Source organism: Roseburia sp. OM03-7AC, assembly GCF_003462625.1.
Classification (GTDB): Bacteria; Bacillota; Clostridia; order Lachnospirales; family Lachnospiraceae; genus Roseburia_C; species Roseburia_C amylophila.
Map to the genome: position 1 here is coordinate 1,212,604 of NZ_QTZJ01000001.1, position 25,090 is coordinate 1,237,693.

The following is a 25,090-nucleotide window of genomic DNA, read 5'->3' on the forward strand; positions in this document are numbered from 1 at the left end:
CGTTACTTTTCTGCTCTCCTGACAATATATGCAGCAACTGCATTTCTTATTATGTCAGGCTTGAACCATTTCAGGCGGTCGCCGGTTTTGCGCTGGCAGTCAGTTCTCCATCGGTAAGGTCGATAAGAATGGTATCTCCCTCTCTGACTTTATCTGCAAGAATCAATTTTGCAGCCAATGTCTCCACATATTTCTGCAGGAAACGTTTCAGTGGTCTTGCACCATATACCGGGTCATAACCTTTCTCGGTAATATAATCCTCGGCAGCCTTGGTCAGCTCCACTTTCAGTTCACGGTCTGCAAGACGTTTATTCAGATCTTCCATCAGTAACTTGATAATGTTGCCGATGTTGTCTTTGGTCAGCGGCTTGAACATAATAATTTCATCCAGACGGTTTAAAAATTCCGGCCGGAAGTTACCCTTCAGTTCTTCCATGACAGCTTCTTCTGCTTCCGGACGAATCTCGCCATTTTCGTCAATGCCCTCCAACAGATGCATGGAGCCTAAGTTAGAAGTCATGATAATAATGGTATTCTTAAAGTCTACGGTACGTCCCTGGGAATCGGTAATTCGTCCGTCATCCAGTACCTGAAGCAGTACATTAAAGACATCCGGATGTGCTTTTTCCACCTCATCAAAGAGGACTACGGAATACGGTTTCCGGCGGACTGCCTCCGTCAGCTGACCACCTTCATCATAGCCTACATATCCAGGAGGTGCTCCAATCAGACGGGAGACGGAATATTTCTCCATATACTCGCTCATATCGAGACGGACCATATTGGATTCATCATCGAAAAGGCAGCTTGCTAATGCTTTGGCAAGCTCTGTCTTACCTACACCGGTTGGTCCTAAGAACAGGAAAGAACCGATTGGCTTGCTCGGGTCTTTGATTCCGGCTTTGGAACGGATGATTGCTTCTGTTACCTTGGTAACGCCCTCGTCCTGTCCAATGACACGTTTATGCAGTTCTTCATCAAGGTGCAGTGTCTTATTTCGTTCGCTCTCAGTCAGTTTTGCTACCGGGATTCCGGTCCAGCGGGAGATAATCTTTGCGATTTCTTCTTCGCTGACACTTTCATGTACCAGTGATAAATCTTCACCTTTGACTTTTTCTTCTTCAATTTCCAACTGCTGCTGTAACTGCGGCAGCTTACCATATTTTAATTCTGCCGCTTTATTTAAATCATAGCTCTGCTCTGCCTGCTGGATTTCATTTTTCAGGCTTTCCAAATCCTCACGCAGCTTCTGGACTTTCTCTACGGATTTCTTTTCATTGTCCCACTGTGCCTTCTTATTCTGGAACTCACTCCGAAGCTCTGCTAACTCTTTCTGTAAGTCTGCCAGACGCTCCTGGCTCAGACGGTCATCCTCTTTTTTCAATGCAGTCTCTTCAATCTCTAACTGCATGACACGACGGTTCAGTTCGTCTAACTCGGTCGGCATGGAATCAAGCTCTGTCTTAATCAGTGCACAGGCTTCATCCACCAGGTCAATTGCCTTATCCGGTAAGAACCGGTCTGAGATATAACGGTTCGAAAGCACTGCTGCGGAAACCAGTGCACTGTCGGTAATCTTTACTCCATGGAATACTTCATACCTCTCCTTTAATCCACGCAGGATAGAAATAGTATCTTCTACCGTTGGTTCGTCTACCATAACCGGCTGGAATCTTCGTTCCAATGCGGCATCCTTTTCAATGTATTCCCGGTACTCATCCAATGTGGTAGCACCGATACAATGCAGTTCTCCACGGGCAAGCATTGGTTTTAAAAGCTGTCCGGCATCCATGGCTCCATCGGTTTTTCCTGCACCAACAATGGTATGCAGCTCATCGATAAAGAGGATAATCTGTCCTTCGGATTTCTTTACTTCATCCAATACTGCTTTCAGACGTTCCTCAAATTCACCACGGTATTTTGCTCCGGCTACCAATGCACCCATATCCAGTGCAAAGAGCTTCTTATCCTTTAATCCTTCCGGAACATCACCACGTACAATCCGTTGTGCCAGTCCCTCTACAACTGCGGTTTTACCTACACCGGGTTCGCCAATCAGTACCGGATTGTTTTTCGTCTTACGGGACAAAATACGCACTACATTCCGGATTTCTGCATCTCGTCCGATGACCGGATCCAGCTTCTGGTCTCTCGCCCTCTCTACCATATCATAACCATATTTATTTAAGGTATCATAAGTAGCTTCCGGATTATCGGAGGTCACACGCTGGTTGCCACGCACCGTAGACAGTGCCTGCAGGAAACGGTCTCTTGTAATACCATATTCCTTAAAAATTTCCTTTAATGCAGGGTTCGGATATCTTAATAAGGATAAAAACAGATGCTCTACAGAAACATAATCATCTCCCATCTGCTTTGCCTCATCCTCTGCACTAATCAATACCTTATTCAATGCCTGGCCGACATAAACCTGGCCGCCGGACACCTTGGTTCTTGCTTCCAGATGGCGGATTGCATTGTCTACAAAATGCTCCTTCTGGATTTCCATTTTCTCGATCAGTTTTAAAATCAGTCCATCTTCCTGCTGCAGTAATGCCACTAAAAGATGTTCCTGCTCGATTTCCTGATTGCCATATTCATATGCTAATTTTTCGCAATCCTGGATTGCTTCCATTGACTTCTGTGTAAATTTCTGAATGTTCATATCTTTCACCTCATTTCCCACTGTGCTATGAACGAATTCCTGTTATTTCTGTTTCCAAGCATAAATATAGCACGCATTATTAGCACTGTCAAGAGGTGAGTGCTAAAATTTTCAGACAATTTTTGTTAATTACTATTTTTCTTATATTTAAAAGGAATTCAGCAGTCCTTTCAGCCCTTCCTCTTTATAAACTCCCTTATAATATGCAACTTCATCTTTTATCATCTCATCAATCACCTGCATTCCAAGAAGTTCCACCGGTGCCTTATCATCTGTAAGAATATAATCGCCCTTTTCATAGGAAACGGTATCTGCCAATACCTCTGTCATCATTCCCTTTAACTCCTGATTTTCAAGCTTGGAAATGTTGTTAGAAAGATTCTTTAAAATTTCTCCATTGTCGGATGCAAACAGTTCCCGGTTTGTAGAGCCTGCCACATCCACAGTATATTCTGTTCCAAATACACTTCCTATGGTGTCGGAAAGATACTGGTTAATATTTCCTTCTTTCTGCCCACGCATGTTCATATTCACCACCATTACGCCATTTTTATTTAAATGCTCTTTTACCAGCGTAAAAAATTCAACGGAAGACATCTGAAACGGAATCGTAATATCCTGATAAGCATCTACCATAATGACATCGTATTTCTTATCGGATGCATTTAAAAATGCTCTTCCATCATAAGTCGTTACCGGCACATCCTCCGAAAGTGAAAAATACTGTCTGGAAAGCTTTGTAATCTTCTCATCAATTTCAACACCTTCCACATTCATATCTCCAAAATATTTCCGGCACTGGGTTGCATAAGTACCGGTTCCCATTCCAAGAATCAGCACATCCATGTCTGATATTTCTTTGTCTTTTAACATAAGCGGTGCCGCCATGGCATAATCATAATACATGCCGGTCAGTTCATCCTGCTTCATATACACAGACTGCACACCGAATAACACATTGGTGGATAAGGACACCTTGTCCTGATTTTCGTATACCTGAAGATAGTTATATACGGATTCCCCCTCATAGGTCAGATTATTTTCCCAGAATGCAAATGAGTCGGAATATCCAAACCCGCAGCACAGTGCAAATATCAGAATAGATGCAACTATTTTCTTCTTTCCGGTATGCGCATTGATAAAATATACGATGGATAATGCCAGTAAAATTCCCGCAAAGATAAGAAATGTAACGGATGTTCCTACTGCCGGAATTGTCACAAAGGTTGGGATAAAGGTTCCAATGATGCTTCCGATGGTGTTAAATGCCCCTAAGGTACCTACTGTCTTTCCGTTGTCATCTAAATTATCAACAGAATATTTTACCAGGGATGGTGTTACCGTTCCCAACAGAAACAGCGGAAATACGAAAATTACCATGCAGGCTGCAAAAGCTGCAATAATCAGGAAATTATTATTTACCGCAAAGATTAAAAGGGCTGATATTCCTATGATAATATATTTTCCCACTACCGGAATTAATGCAATCCAGATTGCGGCAATGATAATTCTTCCATACAGTTTATCCGGGTTCGGTGATTTGTCTGCCGTCCTTCCGCCATAAATATTTCCCAATGCCATGGCAATCATAATGGTTCCGATAATGATTGTCCAGACTATCTGGGAAGAACTAAAATATGGTGCAAGTAATCTGCTTGCGCCTAACTCTACTGCCATCACTGACATTCCTGCAAAAAATTCCGTCAAATACAAAAATAACTTTTTCATATACACCTCTTTTATTTTCCTTCAATATCAATCATAAGATACTCCGACTTACATCCCGTTTTAAACTTAATCGCCCAGTCGGAAATTCCTGATGTTACAATAAAATTCGTATTTTCTCTCTGCTCATATCCATAGACACGGTCATCCGGTGTCATTTTCGTAAGATTCTCAATGGTCATCAGCGGGAATAGCTGTCCACCGTGGGTATGTCCGGAAAGAACCAGATCCACATTGACATTCTGCTGCGCTGCATAATCCTGTGGCTGATGGTCTAATACAATGGAGAATTTATCCGGATCAAGGTTTGCCGTCAGTTCTTCCATTGTGGCTCTTTTTTTCTGCATATTCTTCGGATTTATCCTGTCTTCCTATTATATAGAATTTATCCGCAATCAGTTCTACCTCATCCTGCAGAACATGTACCTGATTTTTTTCTAATTCCACTATCAAATCATTTCCATCATAGCCCCGGTATTCCGGCGGATAATATCCTTTATCATGATTTCCAAAGACATAATATACACCATAAGTCGTATCAAGCTCTCCTAATGCTTTGCAGCAGGCTATCATATCTTCTTTTGTCGTATCATCATCCACAAAGTCTCCCACAATCAGAACCACATCCGGGTGCTACTCCTCTATGGTTTTCATATGCTCGGCAAAGCCTTCCCCATGAAAAGTTGTCCCTACATGGGAATCTGCAAATACTGCCACCCGAAGGCTTCCTACTTCCTTATCCGTCTGAATCTGATAGTCCGTCTCCCATACATGATGTGCCAGATACCAGCCGCTTCCAAGATATCCTATGGTAAATACAAGTGCCACAGCTCCGGCATAATATCTTTTCAAAGATTTCTTCCGGCGTTTTTTTATCAGTGCAAAAATTCCGTCACTGATAAGCCAGAATATAATCAGATGCAGAATGCATACTATAGCATACCATAGCATTCATCGAACCCCACGCTACCCAGAGTATTACGGTGATTCCACATACCAAAACCGCACTAATTAGGATGCGCAGCCACTTTTTTCCTTTTGTTATTTTATTCAGGAAACCAAATTTTCCAATCCGGTTTATCAGATAGATGATTCCTGCAAACGCACTGAAAAACAGTACTATCATTAGTATTGCCCACATCTTTTAAATCCTCATTCCATCCTTTTTATTCATTATCTGTTTATCCGTCTATCATTCATCTACTCATTTATCTGTTTAATCAATTTTATCAGCTCATCCACGTCTTCCATTGTCGTTGCCCAACTGGTTGCAAAACGAATTACCGTATGCGTCTCATCCTTTTTCTCCCAGAAGCTGAATTCAACTTTTTGCGCAAGCTTTTCCATAAATGCATTGTCTACCACACAAAATACCTGATTAGTGGGAGCATCCAGATAAAGCTCAATTCCATTTTCCTTTAAGCCTTCCCGAATCTTATCTGCCGTTGCAATTGCCGGCTCTCCGATATGCTCATACAAATCATTTTCAAATAAGACATCAAACTGGATGCCAAGTATCCGTCCCTTAGCAAGCAGTGCTCCATGCTGTTTTATAATGGTAAAGAAATGCGGAATAAGTCCTGGCTTCGGAAATACCACTGCCTCTCCAAACAATGCACCGCATTTTGTTCCTCCGATATAAAAGGCATCGCAGCATGCTGCAATATCTTCTAATGTCACATTATTCGCCGAACAAGCCAGTGCATAAGCCAGTCTTGCTCCATCTAAATAAAGTGGAATACCATTGCTGCGGCATACTTTACTTAATGCTTCTAATTCCTGCCGGTTATATAAGGTTCCATATTCTGTCGGCTGGGAAATGTATACCATTCCCGGCATCACCATATGATCACGGTTGCCATCCTCTTTAAATTTATTTAAGACTTCTTCTACCTTTTCTGCGCTGAGTTTTCCGTCTGTCTGCGGAATCGTCAACACTTTATGTCCACCCGCTTCAATAGCTCCTGCCTCATGGGAACTGACATGTCCGGTCTCTGCCGCAATCACTCCCTGATAGGATGCTAACAGAGCACCAATTACCGTGGCATTGGTCTGCGTTCCTCCCACCAGAAAATGCACCTCTGCCTCCGGTGCATTGCAGGCCTTCCGAATCTTTTCCCTTGCAGTTTCCGAATATTCATCCAGTCCGTATCCGGCACTTTTTATCAGATTTGTCTCCGCTAACTTCTTGAGAATTGCCGGATGTGCTCCTTCCATATAATCACTTGCAAAAGCTAACTGTGCTGCCATTTTTCTTTTCCTCTCTCTATTCTATATTGACATAGATTCTTCTTCTATGATTTTTCCTACTTCCTCCGGTTTGATTTCCACATTTATTATACGGTTCCATCCTATCAGACGCAAATAAATTTTTCATAAAGAACTCCCGAAACATCGTTTTTCCGATGCTCCGGGAGTCTGCTATCTTTTCTTCTATCATATATTGTCTAAGTTTCTGATTACATCAGTTTACGGAATAAAGCTTTCAAATCCTCTACATTTGTATCCTTTGGATTGCCCGGTGCACAGGCATCAGCAAAAGCGGATTCTGCAAGGAATTCTAAGTCTTCTTCCTTTAACGCCTCTAATTTTGTTGGAATTCCAACATCTACAGATAACTGCTGTACCGCATCAATGGCTGCCTTTCTGTATTCTTCTACAGACATGTCATCTACGCCTTTTACACCCATTGCTCTTGCAATCTCACGATATTTCTCACCAGTGCATTCTGCGTTGTATTCCATTACGATTGGAAGCATCATTGCACAGGCAACTCCATGTGGAGTATCATATACAGCACCTAATGTATGTGCCATGGAATGTGCAATTCCAAGTCCTACATTAGAAAATCCCATTCCTGCAATATACTGTCCTAATGCCATTCCTTCACGGCCTTCTTTTTCATTGGCAACTGCACTTCTTAAAGATCTGCTGATAATTTCAATCGCTTTCAAATGGAACATATCAGTCATTTCCCATGCAGCCTTTGTAGTATATCCTTCAATGGCATGTGTCAGTGCATCCATTCCGGTGGAAGCTGTCAGTCCCTTTGGCATAGATGACATCATCTCCGGGTCAATTACTGCGATAACCGGCATATCATGCGGGTCTACACATACAAATTTTCTCTTACGCTCTACATCTGTAATTACATAGTTAATGGTAACTTCTGCTGCAGTTCCGGCTGTTGTCGGTACAGCAATAATCGGAACACAAGGCTTCTTTGTCGGAGCTACACCCTCTAAGCTTCTGACATCCTCAAATTCCGGATTTGCAATAATGATACCAATTGCTTTTGATGTATCCATAGAAGAACCACCACCAATTGCAATGATATAATCTGCTTTTGATGCTTTAAATGCTTCCACACCATGCTGTACGTTCTGAATGGTAGGATTTGCCTTAATATCTGAATAGATTTCATAAGCAAGTCCTTCTTCATCCAATACATCAGTTACTTTGGATGTTACGCCAAACTTAATCAGATCCGGGTCGGAACAGACAAATGCTTTCTTAAATGCTCTTGCCTTTGCCTCATTTGCGATTTCTTTAATTGCTCCTGCGCCATGGTAGGAAGTCTCGTTTAACATAATTCTGTTTGCCATTTTATCTTCTCCTTTGTCCTTTATTGATACCCCTATTTTACCAATGAAAAAGACAAATAAAAAGTTACAAAAAGGCAACTCTGTCACTTGATTTTTCAATATCTGTCATGGGCAAATTCCACTCTCAATCATCATCCGTCACCACTATATCATCTGCAATTTTTCAAATACTGCTTTCAGTTCCGCCGGCACCGCTTCCGTCAGTGCCTTTGCCAGTTCCCTCGGTGTAGTCTTCTTTCTTCCAAGTACCCATTGAATTGTCATATAAACTGAACCCTGGCAATACATTTCCAGAAGGAAATGAAGATGCTCCGATAATTTCTGTCCTGATTTCTTTTCTATCTTATCCGTATAAAACCGGGTAATCAGTTCAAAATCATGGTCTCTTAAGCAATTCTGGCTGTCTGATTTAAATGCAGCCCGGAAAAACAATTTTTCCTGCTCAATATATTCAAATTTCTTTACCAGCCCCTCGTATACCGTCTTTCCCTCTCCCATATGTTCAAAGGATTCTGCTAAAATTTTGTCAAAATACCAGTTTATCAGATCATATTTATCCTGAAAATGACGGTAAAATGTCTGTCTTGTCGTTCCGCTCAGTTCCACAATCTGCCGGACTGTAATCCGTTCTATCGGCATCTTCGCCATACACTGCTTCATGGCATCTGCCAGCCGGTATTTCATCTGTTCTGCTTTCTGAACATTCTGCTCCATGCCTTCTCCTCCACTTACTCTGCCAATCTACTATCGTCAGCATAGCACCAACCTGTGAAAAAGGCAACCTGACCATTTTCGCCTATAAAGTTTTCCTGCGTTTCCACCGCCAGATTACAATAGAAAGGAGAACTGCCACATAATCCGTCAATGCCTGTCCGTAGATAACACCGTGCAGACCGAGCAATGCATTCAAGCCGTAAAGCACCGGAATCAAAAGTACGCCCTGTCTCAATATAGAAAGAATCGTTGCCGGAAGTGCATTTCCGGTAGACTGCATACAGTTCATATTCATAAATAAAATGCCAATGACCGGACCGGAAATCATATAAGCAATCAGCATTTCCACACCATAATTTATGACCTCTGTATCAGAAATAAACAGGCGGATAATCGGCTCCCGGAAAAAGAAAAACAGTGCTGTCGCCAATACACCTACAATCAGACAGCATTTCTTCGTATAACGTTCCACTGCAATAAAACGCTCCCTGTTCCCTGCACCGTAACTATAGCCTAATAACGGTTGTACCCCATTTGCCAGTCCCATCTGTAAAAATGTGATAAACATATTTGCCTTAAATACAATTCCAATAGCCGCTACCGGTGCATTTCCATATGCCACCAGAATCTGGTTTAAAATAATCGTAGAAATGCTCATCAATGCAGAAAAAATAGCTGTTGGAAGTCCTGCCGAGCATACCTGGGACAGAATTCTGTCCCCACATTTAAAATACCGGAATGCCATAGACATGTTCCTGCTCTTTCTACAGAAATACCAAAGATAATATACACTCGCCATTATATTTCCAATAGTCGTTGCAATGGCTGCGCCTGCTGCACCCATACCAAATCCACTGATAAATATCGGGTCTAAAATAATATTGGCCACGGTTCCTATCATACTTCCTGTCATAGCTTCCCGGCTGGCTCCGTCCGCACGCACAACAAAGCTTGCTGCCGCAGACCAGATAATAAACGGTGCACCATAAGAAATATATGTTGTGTATCCTTTCGCCAGTTCATAAGTATCTGCATCTGCTCCAAACAATTGTAAAACCGGCTGCATTCCAACCAGTAAAATTGCAGCAAAAACAATTCCCACGATAAGTGATGCATAGGTAATAAAAGAAGAAACCTGCTTTACTCTTTTTTCCTTCTTTTCGCCCAATGCCATAGATGCCGCTGCGCTTCCGCCCATACCAAACATATTGGCAAATGCCATGAATAATATAAAAATCGGATTCGTCAGACTGACTGCTGCCACCTGCAACGGATCCCCTGTCTGCCCTACGAAAAATGTATCCGCCATATTATAAACGACAGTAACCAGACTGCTGATGACACTTGGAATTGCCATCTTTGCTACTGCCTTCGACACCTTCATGCTGCCCATTAATTCATTTTCGTCCATTGTAACCCTTCCTTTCTGCCGGTAAAATCTGCTTCCCAAGGACACTCATTGGCCTCTTGTAACTTTAAATTTCTCATTCCAGATTCCGAAGCATCTTCTCGGCAATTCTTAAAAATTCTTTTCTTTCTTCTTCCTTAATTCCCTGTAATAAAAGTTCTTCCGATTCCGTAATTTCCTTTCGCAGAATATGTTCAATCTTCCGCGCCTGTTCTGTAAAAACAATCTTCTTATATCTTCCATCCTCTGATTCCGGCACCCGGCAGATTAGTTCTGCCTGCTCAAGATTCTTTAAAGTCTCTGTTGCAGTAGACGGACGCAAGCCAAATTCTTCCTCAATCTCTTTCTGGTATACCGGATGGTTTTCTGATTCCACCAGAATATAATTTAAAATGTTACCCTTTGCTCCGCTGATTCCGATAGATTCCTGTATTTTCTTAGAACGTCTGCGGAGCCGGTTGGATATTTTATTAATTACCTTTCCTGTTTCCATGGCAAATCTGTTCCTTTCTTTAAACTTATTACTATTTCTAATTAGTTCGGTTCCTAAGTATTTTAGCCAGATTTTATTCCATTGTCAACTTTCTATTTTATCTACTCTATTTCTTCATGCATAATATTCCTTTTCCCGGCTCATGCTAATGCCGATATATAAACTTTTCTTAGGCGATTATGAAAAAGAACGTAAGAATTTATTTCAAAAATTTTAAATATAGAAGGGCATTGGAAGTAATTTGTGCTGAAATGCCCTTCTATAGTAAAAATTTTGAAAGAAAAATATATCTTTTCGCAATCGTCCAAAAAATTTTCTATAAAAGGAGATTATCGTATGGGAAATAACATGGATTTAAATTATGAAATGTTCTGCTATCAGTGTGAACAGACAGCCGGTGGCAAAGGCTGTACAAAGCTTGGCGTATGCGGAAAGACACCGGAAATTGCCAACCTGCAGGATTTACTTATTTTTCAGATAAAGGGAATCAGCTGCTACGGAAAAGTGCTGGTGGAGCAGGGACAACATATGGACAAATCGATTGTAAGCTTTATTGAAAATGTACTTTTTACGACACTTACCAATGTAAATTTTGATGCAGATGTACATGTGGCACTGCTCCGGCAATCACAGCAAATCAAAGAAGAGCTTCACAATTTGGTAGGTGAAATTTCGAATTCCACACTCCATGCCACCTATCATCTGCCGGATTCAAAAACGGATATGTTAAAGGATGCTCCTATGGCGGGCATTATGTATGACAAATCCTTAGACCCAGACATCCGCTCCCTCCGTCAGACTATTCTCTACGGTTTAAAAGGTATCAGTGCCTATGGTCATCAGGCAAGAGAATTAGGTTACTTCAGTGATGAAGTGGATGACTTTTATATACTGGCATTAGAAGCCATTACCGATGACCGGCTGACTGTCGAAGATCTGATCCGTCTGACCATGCGTACCGGTGAAATGGCTATTGAAGTCATGAAAAAACTGGACGATGCCAATACCACTATTTATGGCAATCCTTCCCCGCATAAGGTAAATGTTACTATTAAAAAAGGGCCATTTATCATTGTCTCCGGCCACGACTTAAAGGATTTGGAAATGCTGTTGAAGCAGACGGAAGGCACCGGCATCAACATCTATACCCATGGTGAAATGCTGCCCTGCCACGGTTATGATGGACTGAAAAAATATTCTCATCTTGTAGGTAACTTCGGTGGAGCCTGGCAGGATCAGCAGAAACAGTTTGACAACATTCCCGGCTGTATCCTGATGACCACCAACTGCCTGATGCGCCCGAGAGATTCCTACAAAGACAGGATTTACAGCACGAATGTAGTGGGCTGGGATGGTGTGAAACATGTCGGTCGGAAAGAAAATGGAGACAAAGATTTCAGTGAAATCATAAAACAGGCAATTGAACTTGGCGGTTTTCAGGAAGACCAGCCGGCAAAAGAGATTCTGGTAGGTTTCGGACACCACGCTGCCTTAAGCTATGCCCCACAGCTTGTGGAAGCTGTTAAAAGCGGACAAATCCGCCATTTCTTCCTTATCGGCGGCTGTGACGGTGCCCGTCCGGGTCGAAATTACTACACTGACTTTGCCCAGATGGTTCCATCCGACTGTATGATTCTGACGCTTGCCTGCGGAAAATACCGTTTTAATAAACTAGATTTTGGTGAAGTAGCAGGGCTTCCACGTCTTTTGGATGTGGGACAGTGTAATGATGTCTACTCTGCCATCCGCATTGCTACTGCACTTGCAGATGCTTTTGAAACGGACGTAAACGGACTTCCACTGTCACTGATTATATCCTGGTATGAACAGAAAGCGGTTGCTGACCTGCTTGCCCTTTTAAGCCTTGGCATTCATGATATTTATTTAGGTCCAACGCTTCCTGCCTTCATCAGTCCAAATGTGCTGCAGTATCTTACCGATACCTTCCACCTGAAACCAATCAGCAATGCTTCCGATGATATCAAAACCTGTCTGAAACAGAGCCTGTAAACAAAAACCTCCTTACCAGTTTTCTGGTAAAGAGGTTTTTATTTATGCAAAATCTATTTTCCTGTCTGATTTGCAATGCAGACGCAATACCATTTATCATCTGTCTGACTGACATCATGATTACAGTTGATAATCGGATGATTCAGGTCATTTGGTGGAATGTAACGTACCACACCGATTCTTCCATCGGACATCTGTACCTTTACATCCCGGTAATTTTCCACCATATTTTTCACAAATAAGTCTACCAGGCGTTCATCCAGTCCCGGAAATTCGCCCTTTTTAAATTTCTCCAACACATCAAAAGGAATCAGGGATTCCTTATAACTTCTCTGGGAAATCATGGCATCATACACATCGGAAATGGCAGTAATCCTTGCCAGCAGAGAAATCTCATCTCCTGCAATCTGATCCGGATAACCCTTGCCATCCAGCCGCTCATGATGATGTCTTGCCGCTAACCGGATATCTTCATCTACATTATCCCAAAGCAGCTCATATGAATAAACGGGATGAGCTTTTATGATTTCAAATTCTTCTTCCGTAAGTCTTCTCGGTGCATTTAAGATTTCTTCCGGTATCTTCGTCTTTCCGATATCGTGCACTAATCCGGCGCATACCAGCTTTTTAATCACCGGTTCCGGAAGCTTCAGCCACTGCCCGATAACACCATTGGTAAATGCTACGTTCAGGGAATGGCGCTGCAAATTCTCATCCATCTCTCTCGGTGCATCAATACACTGAAATATTTTAGGAAAATCCAATACCTTAATCTTAGTAAAAATATCCTTTGTAACAGTCTCCGTTGCTTCCATATTAATTTCGGAAGCATTTCTGGTTACAGAAAAAATACTGTCTACATCGTTTTTTAATGCTGTATAGCCGACTGCTTCTTCGTATACTCTCTGCAATGCAGCTCTTGGTGCTTTTCCACTGTTGAGAATTTCCTGATAAGTTTCCTCGCTGGTTGTAATATATCCACCACGTTCAAACTTGGAAAGTTTATCTAACCGGTCCTGTGTCAGGACTTCGCCCCGTTTCAAAAGTAGCACCGAACCTCTGTCATTATAAATATCTCCGGAAAGTTCCAGGCCTTCCCATAAAAAATCAATTGGAATTTTTCTAAGTCTCATTCTGTCACTCCGCCCTTATATATTCCTGTCACGAATCATCATGCAGCCATACTCTTCTGTCTTAAGATTTGCATTCTGTATCCGGACAATCCGATATGTCTTCTGTAACATTGTATCTCCAAGTTTCACGCAAATCCGCAGTTCCGTTCCAACTGTCCCGCTTCCTGCCATTGTCTGAATCAGAATTCCATTTCCACTGATATTACAGGTTTCCATTTCAATTGGCTTCTGCAATTCAATTAATGTTCCATCCACAATAACAGATTCTATATATCCCTTTTCTTTTAAGGGATAACGGGCATGCTTCCGCTTCTCACCATTCTTACTCCTGCCCAGCTCGATTTCTACTTCATTGGCAATTATAACCTTCCGAAGATTACCGGTAGCTTCTACCAGGCTCCCATTCGGTCCAAATATGATAACCGTCACTGCATGCTCCATCCGGTTGTCCAGGCTTCCTGCACTAACCTTTACTACTTTACGGATCGGATCATAAGATTTAATTCTTGTATCTAATACCCTCTTCCCGCCGGCAATTTCCTTTACAATAATCCGGCAGCCATTTAACTCCATCATTCCTGCCATAATTTGCATTTCTCCCTGATACTGTTGTTCACCTATTATCCATATCTCATTTCTGTTTGATATATTTTATCACGCCTATCCCGGTTTGAAAATATTTTTACCAAAAATAATAGTATAAAACCAGTTGCACAATCAGTATAAATGGCATTCCTATTACAAAGTACCAATGTTTTGTCTTATGACGGAACAGATACATACCTGCCCATGTCCCAATGCTTCCTCCCAGTATGCTTACCAGAAATAACGTTTTTTCTGGAATACGCCATTTATGACAGATGGCTCTGCGCTTATCTATTCCCATGACGGATAGCCCGACAATATTTGCAATTATTGCATATGCAATTGCTATTTTCTGAATTGTAGTCATTCTTTTCTCCTTTTTCAAATATTAATTTTCGGTGATTGAGTAGGAAGAAGATTTTCAAGATAAAATAAATTTTGTGATATTCGATGCATATTTGATTTTCAGATGATGAAATGCCACTGTTCTAAGTAGTCCATTTTTCTTTTTCTGATAAAAACAGGCTTTTCCATGTTTAACAGAATAGTGATACCGTTCGTCAAAGTACGGATGCCTGATAAGGGCTGTTAGGGGCACTGGGAATTTCATCTGGCAACAGGCAACGCTGGTACATGGATGTACCAGCGAGGCACAACTGAACATGGATGTGAATTTGTGCCGGTTGCCAGATAAAAATAGAATTATGCCGAAATTTCCAGTGCCCCTTGCAGGCTTTATGTGGCATCCGCTCTTGACGGACGGTACTACTATTCTGTCAAAGCAAGTGAAAAGACAGTTTATAATCAAGAAAAATGGACCACTTAGAACAGTTGGTATTTCACATCCCAAAAAATCAAATATACATCGAATTCCACAAAACATTTTATTCCAAAATTCTCTTCTCCCTACCACAATCACCAGATACTAATCTTTAAACTGCACATAAATGTAAAAATCCCCTCTTCCAAATCAGAAGAGGGGAAATCATTTCTGTTACTTATGCATTCTTCTTTGCAAAGCGTGTTTTGAATACAAACCACAGCTCTGTTGCAATACAAATAGAAGAATAAGTTCCACTCACAATACCTACCATAAGAGGAAGTGAGAAATCTTTAATGGATGCAACTCCAAGGATATAAAGCAGGAATACCATTACAAAGGTTGTAATTGAAGTATTTAAGCTTCGTGAAATTGTCTGGGAAATGGAGCGGTCAGCTATTTCAGTTAAACTTTCCTTATCCACATTTCTTACCAGATGCATATTCTCACGGATTCGGTCAAAGATAACGATGGTATCATTGATGGAATATCCGATGATTGTCAGCATTACTGCAATAAATGTGCTTCCTACAGACAGACGCAGCAGAGAGTAACAGGTTAAAATAACCAGTACATCATGAATCAGTGCTAAAATAGCAGAGGTTGCAAAACGAATATCTTTAAACCGGAACCAGATATAAACCAGCATACAGATTGTTGCAATTACTACTGCCCAGACTGCATCTTTTGTCATTTCACCACTGATAGTGGAACTGATATTAGTAGAGGAAACAGTTGAAGTATCTACACCAAGATTTTCTTCTAATGTAGTATTTAACTGCTCTCTTTCGTCCAAATCAAGGCTTCTGGTCTTAAATACAACCTGTGTACTTCCTTCTACCTTCTGAGCCTGTACACTGGAATCTCCAGTCACATCCTCAATCAGAGGAATTACTTCAGAATCTAATTCTGCAAGAGTATAATCTTTACCCATATCTACGGTTGTAGATGTACCACCGACAAATTCAAGGCTTAAGTTCAATGCGCCCTTGCCATTGGCTTTGTTTACGCCCATTCCCACAAATCCGGCAATGATAATTACTGCTGAAATAATAAAGAATACGTGGCGTTTTGCAATAAAATGCATTGGACGGCGGTCTTTCTGTCTTCCATAGAATTTTGCATCACGGAAACCAATTACATACAGTCCATGTAATACCAGTCTTGTTACAACTAATGCAGTAAACATAGATAATACGATACCGATTGCCAGTGTATAAGCAAATCCTTTTACGAAACCGCTTCCCTTAAATGCCAGCACTGCTGCAGCAATCAGCGTGGTGATATTTCCGTCTAAAATTGCAGATAACGCTTTCTGGAATCCGGTCTTAATCGCTGTCGAAACAGTCTTGCCGGATGCAATTTCTTCCCTGATACGGGCGAAGATAATAACATTTGCATCTACCGCCATACCAATGGAAAGGATGATACCTGCGATACCCGGAAGGGTAAGTGTAATTTCAAAAAGATAAATAACTGCAACTACCATTGTAGTATAAATTCCAAGTGCTATGGTTGCTGCCACACCGGAAATCCAGTAGTAAGCAATCATGAATACCGCAATCAGGGCAAGACCGATTGCTGCTGCCTTTAATGCCGTTGAAATTGCTTCTGTACCAAGCTGTGCTGCTACTATCTGGGACTGTAACTCAGATAACTCTAAGGAAAGAGAACCGATACGGATGTTAGAAGCTAAAGTCTCTGCTTCTTCATAGGAACTCATTCCATCGATTACTGCGCTTCCGCCGGTAATTGCTTCTTTTACACGAGGAGTACTGATTGCCTCATCATCATATACAATTGGGCAGACCTTTCCAACATTGGCAGTGGTTGCATCTGCAAATTTCTGTGCGCCTTCATCGGTAAGTGTAAGCTGGACCACATACTGCTTGTTGCCAAGGTTATCCTGCTGTGTTGCAGCCTGTGCATCCTTTACATCATTACCGGTCATGTAAACATTTCCGTCCGGATCCCGGAACTCTAAGGAACCCGGTTTTCCAAGTTCGTCCAGAATCTTGTTGGCATCCTTTACTCCTGGAATTTCAACGGTGATACGGTCATCACCTTCCTGATATACAGATGCTTCTGTACTGTAGCCTTCCACACGCTTCTGAAGCTTGTAAATAGTATCCTTCATCTGCTCGGAAGTCGGATTCTCGGATTCCACCTGATATGTGATGCTGACACCACCTGCCAGATCCAATCCAAGCTTAATGTTCTTATCTTCACCTTTTCCGGTTGAAGATAAGATGATAGACGCATAATACGACAGTCCTGCTAAAACCAAGAGAACTGCAAGTAATATGGCTACGCCCTTACTTTTCTTCATTTTCTTCTTCCTTTCTCCTGACTTAAATTTCCGCCTCTGCGGCTTTTATCATAATTGCGCATTCCACACGTTTCTTCTGCAATGCACAACCAATGTCATAGGTATTATGAATATCACCATGGAAATTATAAGAGTTCGCTGCACATCCACCGCTACAGTAGAATCTTGCAAAACACTCTCTGCATTTTTCCTTGGAATAAACATTACAGCTCTTAAAGGAATCCCGGATATCGGTACGTTTTAAGCCTTCAAAAACATTTCCCATCAGGAAATCTTCATTTCCAACAAACTGGTGACATGGATACAAGTCTCCCCAAGGTGTTACTGCCAGATACTCGGTTCCGGAACCACATCCGGAAAGTCTCTTGGCAACACAAGGACCGCCCTCCAAATCAATCATAAAATGGAAGAAGTTGAATGCTTTTCCCTCTTTTTTCCGTTTTACCATCTCTTTTGCCAGTGCATCATATTCTGCAAAAAGCTGTGGCAGGTCTTCCTCACGGATGGCATAATCATCTGTCTCCTGTGCCACAACCGGCTCTACGGAAATCTGCTTAAACCCAAGGTCTGCCAGATGCAGTACATCCTTGGAAAAATCTAAATTATGATGGGTATAGGTTCCACGCACGTAGTAGCGTTCCTGATTTCTGCTGTCTGCAAATTTCTGGAATTTCGGAACAATCACATCATAGCTTCCCTGACCACCACGGAACGGACGCATATAATCATTGACTTCTTTTCTTCCGTCAATACTTAATACAACATTGTCCATCTCTTTATTAGCGAACTCCATAATATCATCATTTAAAAGAACGCCATTTGTGGTCAGTGTAAACCGGAAATTCTTATTATGTATTTTTTCCTGCTCTCTTCCATATGCTACCAAATCTTTTACCACCTGGAAGTTTAAGGTAGGTTCTCCACCGAAGAAGTCCACCTCTAAGTTCCGGCGGTTGCCGGAATTGGCAATCAGGAAATCCAATGCAGCTTTTCCTACTTCGTAGGACATTAACGCACGTCTGCCGTGATATTCTCCCTCTTCTGCAAAACAGTATCTGCAGGCAAGGTTACAATCATGGGCAATATGCAGACACAGTGCTTTTACTACAGTAGGACGCTTTGTTACATCACCGATGTATTCTTCATAATCATCCGGTGTGAACAAATCTCCGTTCTTCTGCAATTCCTCTATCTCTTCAATTGCTTCTTTTATCTCCGCCTCATCATAGGTCTTATTCAGTCTCTGTATGATTTCTTCACGGCTTGTCTCTTCCCACAATGCAATGACATCATAGGTTAAGTCATCCACAATATGGATGGCGCCGCTGTTTACATCCAGGACAATATTATAGCCGTTGTTTTTATACTGGTGAACCACTACAATATTTCCTCACTTTCTTACAACATTATAACGACCGTCCGCGCAGGCGTACGGTCGTTTCGTTCGTTCTCAATCTGAACTTTGGGTAATTATTTGCAATGCTCGCAAGTCTGGTTTCCTACAGTACAGGAAGTCTTGCATGCTGACTGACAAGATGTCTGGCACTCGCCGCATCCGCCCTTCTTTACTGTATTCTGTAACTTTCTTGTATTCAGGGTCTTAATATGTTTCATCTCGTTATCTCCTTTCGAAAAAATACCTCTAGTTAGTATAACACATAGTCTTTCATAAGAAAAGCACTTTTTTTAACTGAGCATTCCTCCCACAGTTCCCGAAGCAGTGCATAAAATCAGTGTTGTAAGGATGTGCTGCATTCCGGAATCCAGTCCCTTTTTCAATATCAGGGACACAATGAGCAGCACTGCAAAATATAATAGCCCCATCACGGCTCCCCACAGATATTTCCGGCTCTTCCTAATCTTTCCAATGATGAAGCCGCCGACAAATCCCACTACAATATAGCTTATGATAATGCTGATATTTACCGCAGCTTCGCTTAATTCCATTTTATATAAGACTGCCGCCAGAATAAAAAGCAGTATTCCCGTCAGAATATACATGACCAGCAACACTTTGCCCATTGTCGTAAAAAGATTTCCTTTTCCTGCCACCTTCTCTTTTCCCATATATCCTCCATCCATCTTCGTACCTTGCGTCTGTATCCGTAACTTATTTTTTATATCATGTTCCGGATACATTTTCGCTTTGTACTATATATGAAAAAAAGATTTATATTATGTATAAAAATGTCTCCTGCCGCTTAACTTTCCAATCACGGATAAAAATACCAGAAATGCCGGAATATTTTTCCATCCTGTTTTATCTTCTCTGTTTCCTGAAAGCCAAGTTTATGAAGCAGTCCCAACGATGCTTCATTCCCCGGCTCCACCAGACAGTCAATTCTTCGAAATTCAAGATTATTTTTTACCCATGCCATGATTGCCTGACAGACCTCATATGCATAACCCTGCCTCTGGTATTCCGGTGCAATGACATAGCCCATCTCAATAATTTCTTCTTCTCCTAGCATGCGATAGTCGATTCCGGCTCTTCCAATCAGCCGGTGGGTATCTTTTTCCCTTACCAGCCACATGCCATATCCATAGTAGCCATACATATTTTCAATATATGCTCTCTGGTACTCCTCCTCTTCCTGCCTTTCGTAAAGGGGCTCGATATAATCGGTGATTCCCTTCTTATTATATAAATCAAATAAATCGTCCATGTCATCTAACGTAATCTCTCTCAGATAGCACCGCTTTGTCTCTAGTATCCGCCACGGCAGGTGATGCTTCCGCTGAAATGTCCGAAATAAAAATTCTGTGTCCACTTCTTCCAGTCCAAGAAGCAGCATATCCACATTGCTTAAAGGCATCTGTTTTGAAAAATCCGGTACTTCATAGCCAATGATGGTAAGCTTGTCTGAGTCTGAGTCTGAGTCTGCATCTGCATCCTTTTTCGCCCATGCCACTTCTTCCGGTTCTGTTGCAAGCAGCATACATTCCTCCGGCTTTACATGATGTCCGATCAGGAAAAATGTGATATCTTTTTCCAAATCAGCATCTGTAAAAAGAAGTTCCACTTTTTTCTGCTCTGACAGTTCTTTTTGCAGGCGGCTTAATGCATGTTTCTCTTCTTCAGAAATTTTTTCTTCTAATGTTTCTTTTCGTATGATACAGTTCCAGTTTACAGTATTCCAGTGACACATATTTCCTTCTCTCTTTCTTTACAAAAAAGCCTTTTTCCGCTATAGTAGAACTACATTCTGTTATGCAGGATGAATTCAATGAACAGAAATGAGGTATCTTACAATGGCTCAGAATCCTATTATTACATTTGAAATGGAAAACGGAGATATTATGAAAGCGGAATTATATCCGCAGGTTGCTCCTAACACAGTAAATAACTTTATCAGCCTTGTCAACAAGGGATTTTATGATGGACTTATCTTCCATCGTGTCATCAACGGTTTTATGATTCAGGGTGGTGACCCGGAAGGAACCGGAATGGGCGGTCCAGGATATGGTATCAAGGGTGAATTTGCACAGAATGGCTTTGCCAATGACTTAAAGCATTCTGCAGGCGTTCTTTCCATGGCTCGTTCCATGATGCCAAACTCTGCCGGCTCCCAGTTCTTTATCATGCATAAGGATGCTCCACACTTAGATGGTGCTTACGCTGCTTTCGGTAAAATCATTGAAGGCATGGATGTGGTAAATAAAATTGCAGAAGTTGCAACCGACTACAGTGACCGTCCAATGGAAGACCAGCGAATGAAAACCGTTACCGTAGAAACCTTTGGTGTTGATTACGACGAACCGGAAACCGTATAATGCCATCGCAACAGCCGTATCAGTGTATACACTGGCGCGGCTGTTGTTTTTTTGCAAAGCTTCTCTTTTTATTCTTTCAGTTTCCGGTAAAGCTTCTGTACAAACTGCACATCCTCTCTGGTAAGTTTCTTATGGCTATACGCTGCCACTTCAAGAATCTGAAGATAACGCTCCTTTTCTTCCATGCTCCAGCCCCCATAATTTAAAAGCTGTTCCCTGAATGTCCGGTCGGATTGTACTTTTGCATTTACAATGCCCTTCCGCCGTAAAATGCGATAAATCTGGTTCGAATTCCAACGGATGATACGCTTGTAACTATGTGTTCCCTTCTTCCGTTTTCCTTCTATCGCTCTTAAGTAATACCAGATACCTGCTGCAAGAAGCAGAATGATGATTACCACAGCAATCAAAATGACCTTTAAACGGCTTCCCTTTTTATTCTGTTTTCCTGCCTTATTGCCATCCTGCATGGAATTTTCTGTATTCCGGTTTTCCGTGCCCTGATTTTCCGTATCCGGGTTTTCTGTATCCTGACTTTCTGTGTTTTGATTTTTTGTATTCTGATTTTCCGTATTTGGCATTCCGCTGCCGGATAAATCCGACTGACTGTCATCTTTGGAACTGTCCTGATAATCACTTCGCTCCAGCGTAATTAGGTCAGCTGTTCTGCCATCATTCATCCGGATGGTAATGCTGTCACTTTCCTGCTGAATCTCCAGACGGTCAATGCCGGTTTTATTTCCCGGTGTCATTTCCACCGGCACCCAGCCAACACTGTCTATATAGATTTCCGTCCAGGCATGTGCCTGATTATCAAGAACCTCTGCCGTGTAATTACCATCACTGTCCTTCTTAAACTTCGATGTACTTACAGCATAGCCGCTGACATACCGTGCCTTAATTCCCATCTGCCGCAGAAGCAGTGTTCCCGCACTGGCAAAATGCTGACAGAAGCCTTCCTTCGTATCAAACAGAAAATGTTCTGTTACATCCTGTCCCCATGGCACATTGTCCAAATCCAGATTATAGTTACACTTCGCCAGTTCCCGTTTCACCAGATAGACTGCATAGATTTCCTTAAAGTTATAAATATTATCATAATAAGTACCATTCTCAGTAAATCGGTTATCTACAAAATCCGAATAATCTCTTTCATACTCCGCTTCCAACTGATTTCCCAGTTCCCGGATTCTTGTGAGATTTTCCGGCACATACGTATATTTTTCCGTATACTCATTATATTTCTTTATAAATGCCCATTCGTCTTCCGGTAATTTGCTGTTAAACCCAGCCAAATCATACCGCCAGCTATTCATATTCTCTATAATTTCATTTACTTCCGATTCGCTCAGTGTCTCATTCCGGTCCACATAAGCACCATCTGCCAAATCTGCTGTAAACAAAGCATTCATATAAAGATGTGACATGCTGTTTCTTATGGTTCCGTCTACTTCCAGAACGTCATTGCCATTTCGGAGCACAGTACGGTCTCCATCCATAAGAACCCCGGCGGGCTGCCGTTCATCCTGATAATAGCTTGCCAACGTATAGTATGGCAGGTATGCATAGGGGTCTTTCTTATCAAAATACTGCACCCGGTAAATGGTATCCCAGTAATAGGTATAATAGCTCTGGGTATATGCCAGAATATTCTGTACCTGTTGTCCCGCGGTCTGTTCCTTAAGACTGCTGTCCGCTTCCTGCATGGCAGATACAAAATCACTGGAATCATAAGTCTTCCAGCTTCCATTTTTGTAATAATCGCCTACATAACCTCTTAAATATACCGTATCATCCGGTATCTGATAAGCAGTCACTTCCATAACCGGCTTGTCCTCAAATTCCGGTGCCATATTGCTGACCCGTCCCGGCTGATGGAAGGAGAAAATATCTTTACCAAAAGGAATTTCTGCCAAAAGATTAGCAGCTGTCATTGCCATTTCTGTTACCATATCCTGCGCAGTTTTTTCAATTTCACTTCTTCTTGCCACCATTTCTTTGGTTTTCGGTTCTGCCACTCTAAATACCAGCGAAGAAACAACTACCGCCACCACCAGAAAAAGGCATACTGCTTTCTGTCTTAGATATTCCAACTGCTTTAATTCCACCCGGCCGGCAGCCCGGTAACCAAAGCTTCCTGCTGCAGCCAGTGAGAAACAAATCAATGCCCGCTTTGATGGTGCATAGCCCACCGCAAAATCCAGCATTATAAGAAGTAGCGGTGGAATCAACACTCCAGCCAGCCGTTTTCTTACCACCAGAAAATAAATCTGCAGAATAGACAAGATAACTAACAGCCATGCTGTTACTTCTACCACCGGATTTAAATCAAGATACCGTTCAAATCCGGATACAATCTGCACATTATAGTACATATTGATTTTCTGCACTACCAGCCGGATCAGTCCTGCCAGCCCTGGGTAAAACTCTTTCCGGCTAAGCACCAGTCCCACCAGCAGTTCTCCCACAGGCAGCAGCCACTTGTCCGCCTTCTTAAAATAGGAAAAAGAAAACGTCAATGCTGCCGCAGAAACAGAAACCCATATCAATACAGGCTTTCCAAACCGGTTAGTCAGAAAGATGTCTCCAAATATAAAGAACATGGAAAGCTCCCAAAGTACAGCCAGCAGGCTCTGTATTCCCACACGCATGACCTGCGGCGGCAATGCAATTTTTCCTGCCCGCCGTCCTTTCTGCGAATACCGTATGTTTCCAGTCTTTTTCATAACCGATGCATATGTTTTCTTCTTTTTTCTCATACTCTAATCTCCGCTTTTGCGAAATCTTCTATTTCCGTTCCTGCCACAATAAGTTTTCCTGCAAGGTTCATTTCTATCTTTGTAACTGCTGTCTCACCCCGGTATTTCTCCTGATATAAAAGTGCAATATCCATCTTTTCCCGGCTCTGAACCGCTCCATACAAAAGCAGAATAAAATAATATACCTTCTCTTCTGTATCTACCCTTACCCGGATGAGGTCATGTTCCTTTTCATCATACCATGCGATATAATGAGGGCACTGTTTTTCCACCAGTCCAAAAGAAATCGAAATTACCATTTCAAAAAAGTGGTTTCTCTGCTTCTCCGTCTCTTTCTGCCCTCCGCTGATGTCAAGCAGAATCACCACCGGACAGCCCATCGGCAGACTGTTTTCCCGAACCATCAGCTCATCTTCTTTTGCTGATAACTTCCAGTGAATATTCTGGATTTTATCTCCCGGCTGAAAGGAACGGATCTGAAATACCTCAGATACGTCATCTCCCCCGGTTTTATCATCATATACTTCCGATTCCCCCTGAAAATACCGGGATACTAATCCCACCTCTATCATTACCGGCATTATCTTTGGCATAATGGAAAGCCGTTCCTCATAGCGCACATACCTGGTCAGATAGCCGATTCCAAGCAGACCATAAAATCTTACCCGAACCAGCCGGAATGTATAATTTCCACTGCTTTTTGCTGCTACCTCCACGCTCATCCGGCTGCTGCTCTTTGCATCCGTTGCCGCCTGTATGGATAACTTTCTCTTTTTCCTGCCAAAGGAGTTCTGATAATCCATCCGGTATACCACCTTCGGCAATGGTAGCCTGCTCCGGTTTTCCGTCACCGCACAGATCATAACGCCTTCTTCCTGCTCTGCCATAACAATAGGAATCTGAATCCGGCATTTTACCCGAAGCATCATATATAAAATATAGCCATAGCCTAAAAACAGCATTACTCCGCAGCAAATCGCCAAAAGCATCAATGCCGGGCTGGTATAAATGATTCCAAGATATCCTAATGCACCAACAATAAGTACAAGTATCAGTCCTGTTGCCATAGG

23 protein-coding genes are annotated in these 25,090 nt (G+C 42.0%); 2 read left to right on the forward strand and 21 right to left on the reverse strand.

Annotation, left to right across the window (positions count from 1 at the left end; translation table 11 throughout):
* Positions 1-70: 70 nt before the first annotated feature.
* From clpB to DXB39_RS05895, 11 genes are all read right to left on the reverse strand, one after another.
* Entirely contained in the window at positions 71-2,665 is a 2,595-nt protein-coding gene (gene clpB, locus DXB39_RS05845; RefSeq protein ID WP_117697547.1) for an ATP-dependent chaperone ClpB, read from the reverse strand.
* A gap of 147 nt (positions 2,666-2,812) precedes the next feature.
* On the reverse strand, positions 2,813-4,393 hold the full coding sequence (locus DXB39_RS05850; RefSeq protein ID WP_242986069.1) for a spermidine synthase: 1,581 nt from the start codon (positions 4,391-4,393) through the stop codon (positions 2,813-2,815).
* An 11-nt stretch (positions 4,394-4,404) separates the two neighbouring features.
* Positions 4,405-4,737, reverse strand: coding sequence for a hypothetical protein (locus tag DXB39_RS05855; RefSeq protein WP_118172956.1), 333 nt, complete (start codon positions 4,735-4,737; stop codon positions 4,405-4,407).
* Complete coding sequence (locus tag DXB39_RS05860) at positions 4,691-5,014, reverse strand: hypothetical protein (RefSeq protein WP_117697543.1); 324 nt, start codon at positions 5,012-5,014, stop codon at positions 4,691-4,693. The genes DXB39_RS05855 and DXB39_RS05860 overlap by 47 nt, the downstream gene beginning before the upstream one ends.
* 9 nt (positions 5,015-5,023) lie before the next feature.
* The gene (locus DXB39_RS05865) at positions 5,024-5,242 is read right to left on the reverse strand and encodes a hypothetical protein (RefSeq protein ID WP_117697541.1); all 219 of its coding nucleotides are present in this window, start codon (positions 5,240-5,242) and stop codon (positions 5,024-5,026) included.
* A 40-nt stretch (positions 5,243-5,282) separates the two neighbouring features.
* Positions 5,283-5,531 carry a hypothetical protein gene (locus DXB39_RS05870; RefSeq protein WP_117697539.1) on the reverse strand — a complete coding sequence of 83 codons (249 nt, stop codon included), beginning with the start codon at positions 5,529-5,531 and terminating at the stop codon, positions 5,283-5,285.
* 59 nt (positions 5,532-5,590) lie between these two features.
* On the reverse strand, positions 5,591-6,640 hold the full coding sequence (locus DXB39_RS05875) for a threonine aldolase family protein (RefSeq protein WP_117840590.1): 1,050 nt from the start codon (positions 6,638-6,640) through the stop codon (positions 5,591-5,593).
* Positions 6,641-6,849: 209 nt separating this feature from the next.
* Positions 6,850-7,995 (reverse strand): lactaldehyde reductase, encoded by a 1,146-nt coding sequence (gene fucO / locus DXB39_RS05880; RefSeq protein WP_117840588.1) that lies wholly within the window; start codon positions 7,993-7,995, stop codon positions 6,850-6,852.
* Between the two features lie 144 nt (positions 7,996-8,139).
* Positions 8,140-8,709 carry a TetR/AcrR family transcriptional regulator C-terminal domain-containing protein gene (locus DXB39_RS05885; protein ID WP_117840586.1) on the reverse strand — a complete coding sequence of 190 codons (570 nt, stop codon included), beginning with the start codon at positions 8,707-8,709 and terminating at the stop codon, positions 8,140-8,142.
* 82 nt (positions 8,710-8,791) lie between these two features.
* Positions 8,792-10,120: an MATE family efflux transporter gene (locus tag DXB39_RS05890; RefSeq protein WP_117841227.1), complete on the reverse strand. Its 1,329-nt coding sequence runs from the start codon at positions 10,118-10,120 to the stop codon at positions 8,792-8,794.
* A 73-nt stretch (positions 10,121-10,193) separates the two neighbouring features.
* Positions 10,194-10,610: a MarR family winged helix-turn-helix transcriptional regulator gene (locus DXB39_RS05895; protein ID WP_117840584.1), complete on the reverse strand. Its 417-nt coding sequence runs from the start codon at positions 10,608-10,610 to the stop codon at positions 10,194-10,196.
* A 336-nt stretch (positions 10,611-10,946) separates the two neighbouring features.
* On the opposite strand from DXB39_RS05895, the gene hcp reads away from it, so the two are divergent.
* A complete protein-coding gene (gene hcp / locus DXB39_RS05900) occupies positions 10,947-12,620 on the forward strand; it encodes a hydroxylamine reductase (protein WP_117840582.1) in 1,674 nt (557 codons plus the stop codon).
* A gap of 53 nt (positions 12,621-12,673) precedes the next feature.
* Here hcp and DXB39_RS05905 read toward each other — a convergent pair whose 3' ends face one another.
* From DXB39_RS05905 to DXB39_RS05940, 8 genes are all read right to left on the reverse strand, one after another.
* Entirely contained in the window at positions 12,674-13,753 is a 1,080-nt protein-coding gene (locus tag DXB39_RS05905; RefSeq protein WP_117840580.1) for an HD-GYP domain-containing protein, read from the reverse strand.
* Between the two features lie 15 nt (positions 13,754-13,768).
* On the reverse strand, positions 13,769-14,338 hold the full coding sequence (locus tag DXB39_RS05910; RefSeq protein ID WP_158551983.1) for a PilZ domain-containing protein: 570 nt from the start codon (positions 14,336-14,338) through the stop codon (positions 13,769-13,771).
* A 97-nt stretch (positions 14,339-14,435) separates the two neighbouring features.
* The gene (locus tag DXB39_RS05915; RefSeq protein ID WP_117840578.1) at positions 14,436-14,705 is read right to left on the reverse strand and encodes a DUF1294 domain-containing protein; all 270 of its coding nucleotides are present in this window, start codon (positions 14,703-14,705) and stop codon (positions 14,436-14,438) included.
* A gap of 631 nt (positions 14,706-15,336) precedes the next feature.
* Positions 15,337-17,487: a protein translocase subunit SecDF gene (locus DXB39_RS05920; RefSeq protein WP_022244183.1), complete on the reverse strand. Its 2,151-nt coding sequence runs from the start codon at positions 17,485-17,487 to the stop codon at positions 15,337-15,339.
* A 22-nt stretch (positions 17,488-17,509) separates the two neighbouring features.
* The gene (gene scfB, locus DXB39_RS05925) at positions 17,510-18,865 is read right to left on the reverse strand and encodes a thioether cross-link-forming SCIFF peptide maturase (protein WP_022244182.1); all 1,356 of its coding nucleotides are present in this window, start codon (positions 18,863-18,865) and stop codon (positions 17,510-17,512) included.
* A 92-nt stretch (positions 18,866-18,957) separates the two neighbouring features.
* Positions 18,958-19,101 (reverse strand): six-cysteine ranthipeptide SCIFF, encoded by a 144-nt coding sequence (gene scfA, locus DXB39_RS05930; RefSeq protein WP_022244181.1) that lies wholly within the window; start codon positions 19,099-19,101, stop codon positions 18,958-18,960.
* Positions 19,102-19,173: 72 nt separating this feature from the next.
* Positions 19,174-19,554, reverse strand: a complete 381-nt coding sequence (locus DXB39_RS05935) for a TIGR04086 family membrane protein (protein WP_117840576.1) — start codon at positions 19,552-19,554, stop codon at positions 19,174-19,176.
* A gap of 146 nt (positions 19,555-19,700) precedes the next feature.
* The gene (locus tag DXB39_RS05940; protein ID WP_117840574.1) at positions 19,701-20,636 is read right to left on the reverse strand and encodes a GNAT family N-acetyltransferase; all 936 of its coding nucleotides are present in this window, start codon (positions 20,634-20,636) and stop codon (positions 19,701-19,703) included.
* 103 nt (positions 20,637-20,739) lie between these two features.
* On the opposite strand from DXB39_RS05940, the gene DXB39_RS05945 reads away from it, so the two are divergent.
* Positions 20,740-21,261: a peptidylprolyl isomerase gene (locus DXB39_RS05945; RefSeq protein ID WP_117840572.1), complete on the forward strand. Its 522-nt coding sequence runs from the start codon at positions 20,740-20,742 to the stop codon at positions 21,259-21,261.
* 68 nt (positions 21,262-21,329) lie between these two features.
* Here the strand turns inward: DXB39_RS05945 and DXB39_RS05950 are convergent, their stop codons facing one another.
* Together DXB39_RS05950 and DXB39_RS05955 are read right to left on the reverse strand one after the other, a co-directional pair.
* On the reverse strand, positions 21,330-24,020 hold the full coding sequence (locus DXB39_RS05950) for a transglutaminase-like domain-containing protein (protein ID WP_117840570.1): 2,691 nt from the start codon (positions 24,018-24,020) through the stop codon (positions 21,330-21,332).
* Complete coding sequence (locus DXB39_RS05955) at positions 24,017-25,087, reverse strand: DUF58 domain-containing protein (protein WP_117840569.1); 1,071 nt, start codon at positions 25,085-25,087, stop codon at positions 24,017-24,019. The genes DXB39_RS05950 and DXB39_RS05955 overlap by 4 nt, the downstream gene beginning before the upstream one ends.
* Between the last annotated feature and the right edge of the window lie 3 nt (positions 25,088-25,090).